The organism is Amycolatopsis sp. NPDC054798 (assembly GCF_053611505.1).
In genome coordinates, this window is sequence record NZ_JBSHAM010000204.1 from 1 (window position 1) to 3,726 (window position 3,726).

The window sequence follows — 3,726 nt, forward strand, 5'->3', positions numbered from 1 at the left end:
CCTTTAGGGAATCTGATTCCCTCAAGGAGCCCTTCACGGACGTTCGGGAGAGCGGGGGCGCGTCACATCACCATGGTTCGGTTGCCGTGCACCAAAACGCGGCCTTCGAGATGCCAGCGAAGGCCGCGGGCGAGCGTCACCTTCTCGATGTCACGGCCCTTGCGCACCAGGTCCGCTACCGAATCGCCGTGGTCGACGCGGATGACGTCCTGTTCGATGATCGGCCCGGCGTCCAGGTCGGCGGTGACGTAGTGGCAGGTCGCGCCGACGAGCTTCACGCCGCGGGTGTGCGCCTGGTGATACGGCTTCGCGCCGATGAACGACGGCAGGAAGCTGTGGTGGATGTTCAGCGCGCGCCCGGCCCACGCCTCGCACAGTTCCGCGGGCAGCACCTGCATGAACCGCGCCAGCACGATCGCGTGCGGGTCGTGCTCGTCGACCAGTTCGCGAACCTTGGCGAACGCGGCCGCTTTGCCCTCGGGGTCGCCCGCCGGGAACGGCACGTGGTGGAACGGGATCCCGTGCGCGCGGGTGATGTCCGCGAGCGAATCGTGGTTGCCGATCACCGCGGCGATGTCGACGTCCAGCTCACCGGAGGCGACCCGGCCCAGCAGGTCGTACAGGCAGTGCCCGGCCTTCGACACCAGCACCACCGCGCGCGGGCGCTCACCGGTGTCGCGCACCTGCCAGCTCGACTCCGCGGACAGCTCGTTCGCCACCTCGCCGAACCGCTCGCGCAATCCGGCGGCGTCGAAGGGCAGCGAGTCGGCGCGCACGACCTGGCGGGTGAAGAACCAGCCCGAGTCGGGGTCGGTGTGGTAGGCCGCCTCGACGATCATTCCGCCGTGGTCGGCGAGGAAGCCCGAGATGCGGGCGATGATGCCGGTGCGGTCGGGGCAGCCGAAGGTGAGCACGTAACGCTGGGGATCTGACACGCGCCCATTCTCACCGGCCGCTGGTCAGGGCGCTGCGAGGGGCTCCAGAAGGGTGGCGTCGCCGACTTTCCGGGCATGGTTCGGGCGGCCCCACAACGCGCGGTAGACGTCGTCGGCCGGGCCGGTGAGGGAGAGGTCCGGGACGCCTTCGCCCAGCGTCGGCGGCTGGCCGGGGTGCAGGAGAACGGTCCAGGCCCGGGTGTCGGTGCTGACCTGGACGATCCCGAAGCGGCCGCTCGGCTGGGCGCGGCGCGGGGTCAGGAAGGCGAGGAACTCGTCGATGCCGTCCTCGGCGAATTCCGTGCGGTACCGGGTGACCGGCGGCGTCGGCAGGGCGCTTTCCGCGTCGAGCCGGTGGATGGCGAACTCGTGCGCGAGCCTGCGGGTCCAGTCGCCGGTGGTGACCGGGCCGCCGCGCGGGAACGGCGACTCCAGCGGGGTGTCCGCCGGGCGGCGCAGGGCTTCGCGGACGGCCATGCGTTCGCCGTCCCAGCGGCCGAGCGTGTCTTCCCAGATAGTGGCGGGCCGCGGCTCAGCTTTCTGCCCGGTGATCGCAGCGACCGTGTACGAGAGCACCGCCGTCAGGTGCGTCATCAGATCCTGCACTGTCCACTCCGGACAGTTCCGGACCGGCGCGGCCGGACCCGCGGCGAGCGTGGCGGCCTTGATCCGGTCGGCGTGGATGTCGATCGCTTCCAGCAGGCGTGGCGCGTCCATGAGCTGACCGTAGCCTGCGCACCCGGACCCGTCGGCCGAACTCGATGAGCACGACCAGCAGCAGCCCGAGCAGGAACGACAGCAGCAGGCCGTACACCGGACGGCCGGCGAAAGCGGCACCTCCGGCGAGCCCGATCAGCGCGCTGTACACCGACCACAGCGTCGCGCCCAAGGCGTCGAGCGGTACGAACCGGCGCAGCGGGTAGCCGAGGCTGCCGTTGGCCAGCGCGCTCGCGACGCGACCGCCGGGCAGGTAGCGCGCGGCGATGATCAGCAGCGGCGCTTGCCTGCGCACCTGGTCGCGAGCCCATTCGTAGCGTTGCCGTCCGGACGGTCCGCGTTGCAGCCAGGCGACGGCGCGCGGCCCGGCGGCGCGGCCCACGGCGTAGCCGAGACAGTCGCCCGCCCACGCACCGGCGGCGGAGACGACGACCAGCAGCGCGAGCGTGCCCGCGTCCGGTCCGATCAGGACGGCGACGGTCACCACGGTCGTTTCGCTCGGCATGAACGGGAGCAGCGCGTCCAGCCCGGCGATCGCGAACACGAGCACCCACAGCCAGGGCGAGCCGAGCGTGCCCCGGATCAGCTCGGTGACGTGTTCCAGCAGTTCCACCCGCTCATCGTCAGCACTGAAGGTCACCACGGGATGACCCAGCGGGGTGCGGGTGGTGAACAGGTGGGTTCAGCGCGGAGCGACGCTTTCCCAGGCCACGGTCAGCTCGCCGAGCCGGCGCCGGTCCGGATTGCCGAAAACCGGCCAGCCGCGGTCGGCGAGCATCGCGACCGCGGCGGTCCAGCGGGCGCGCACGCCGAAGGAGCGGTGCGGGGCGGCCGCCGCCCAGCATTCGTCCAAAGTGGACATCAGAGCGTGCACGCGTTCGCCGGGAACGTTGCGGTGGATGAGGATCTTCGGCAGTCGTTCGGCCACTGTGGACGGACGATCGAGCCCGGCGAGGCGGAGCGACAGGGTCAGCGTGCGCGGGCCGTCCGCCCCGACCGCGACCCAGGCGACCAGCCTGCCGATCTCGTCGCAGGTGCCCTCGACCAGCAGGCCGTCCGGCGGCATCGCGTCGAGCATCAGCTGCCACGCTCCCGGGACCTCGTCCTCGGCGTACTGCCGGAGCACGTTGAACGCGCGCACCAGCACCGGCCGCGTCCCGGCCAGCTCGAAGCCGCCGCGACGGAAGTCGAGCCGGGGCGGATCGGCGGCGGGCTGGGCGGCGGCGACTCGTTCTGGGTCGAGTTCGAGCCCCAGAACCCGGACGTCCGGTCGTACGCGCGCCAGCCAGCGGGCCAGTTCGACCGTCGTGACCGGCGACGCTCCGTAGCCGAGATCGACGACAAGGGGACTTTCGCCCCGCCGCAGCAGCCGAGTGACGGCCGGATCGCTCGCGAGCCACCGGTCGACCCGGCGCAACCGGTTGGGATTGGTGGTGCCCCTGGTCGGGGCTCCCACCGGGGTCAGGCGCGCTCGGCCAGCCACTGCGCGGTGAACTCGTCCTCTTGCCGCAGCAGGTTGACCACCTGCTCGGAGACGAACTCCTCGATCCGACCGCCGAAGAGGGGGATACGGACGACGACCTCGCCGGTGGTGCGGAGCAGGATCTTGCTGTCCTTCGGGGTGAGGTAGGTCGAGGCGCCGATTTCGCCGGGAACGCCGCCGACGCCTACGTCGGAGCGGCCGGCGTACTCGTCGCCGGAGCGCTTCCAGGTCTGGGTGCGGTGGACGATGATGTCGCCCTTGTGCAGGGCGCGGACGGCCTGGGGGAGTTTGGCGGCCTTGATGCCGTGCTGGAGTTCGTAGCGGACGGCGTCGGACTCGGCGGTGTAGGTGAGGAGTTTCGCGTCGTCACCGCCTAGGGCGGCTAGGCGGGCGCGGAGTGCTTCCTCTCCGGCCACTGCGGCGAAGACGTCCGCCAGTGAGCCGTCGAACTCGCCGCGGTGTTCGATCCGGGATCCCATGAAACGGACAGTACCGGGTGGGTGGGGTGGGGGTTGGCGGCTCGTCGCCTGGCGGCGACATTGCAGCCGGTGGGTTGGGGGCACCCCGAAGAGGAGTGTGGTGGCGGTTGGT

The 3,726-nt window shown here is 71.3% G+C and carries 4 protein-coding genes and 1 pseudogene; all 5 read right to left on the minus strand.

All coding sequences use genetic code 11. The features are described 5' to 3' along the window. Positions 1–62: 62 nt before the first annotated feature. The 5 genes and pseudogenes from purU to ACWGIC_RS44720 all read right to left on the minus strand — a co-directional run bounded on the left by purU (position 63) and on the right by ACWGIC_RS44720 (position 3,614). Positions 63–914: a formyltetrahydrofolate deformylase gene (gene purU, locus ACWGIC_RS44700; protein WP_452082028.1), complete on the minus strand. Its 852-nt coding sequence runs from the start codon at positions 912–914 to the stop codon at positions 63–65. A gap of 45 nt (positions 915–959) precedes the next feature. After that, positions 960–1,571 (minus strand): annotated as a pseudogene (locus ACWGIC_RS44705) (maleylpyruvate isomerase family mycothiol-dependent enzyme); the annotation flags it as partial. After that, a complete protein-coding gene (locus ACWGIC_RS44710; RefSeq protein WP_452082025.1) occupies positions 1,468–2,265 on the minus strand; it encodes a DedA family protein in 798 nt (265 codons plus the stop codon). The pseudogene ACWGIC_RS44705 and the gene ACWGIC_RS44710, both read right to left, overlap by 104 nt. Before the next feature lie 69 nt (positions 2,266–2,334). Further along, the gene (locus ACWGIC_RS44715) at positions 2,335–3,135 is read right to left on the minus strand and encodes a class I SAM-dependent methyltransferase (protein WP_452082026.1); all 801 of its coding nucleotides are present in this window, start codon (positions 3,133–3,135) and stop codon (positions 2,335–2,337) included. Then, positions 3,114–3,614: a DUF2505 domain-containing protein gene (locus ACWGIC_RS44720; protein ID WP_452082027.1), complete on the minus strand. Its 501-nt coding sequence runs from the start codon at positions 3,612–3,614 to the stop codon at positions 3,114–3,116. The genes ACWGIC_RS44715 and ACWGIC_RS44720 overlap by 22 nt, the downstream gene beginning before the upstream one ends. Positions 3,615–3,726: the final 112 nt, after the last annotated feature.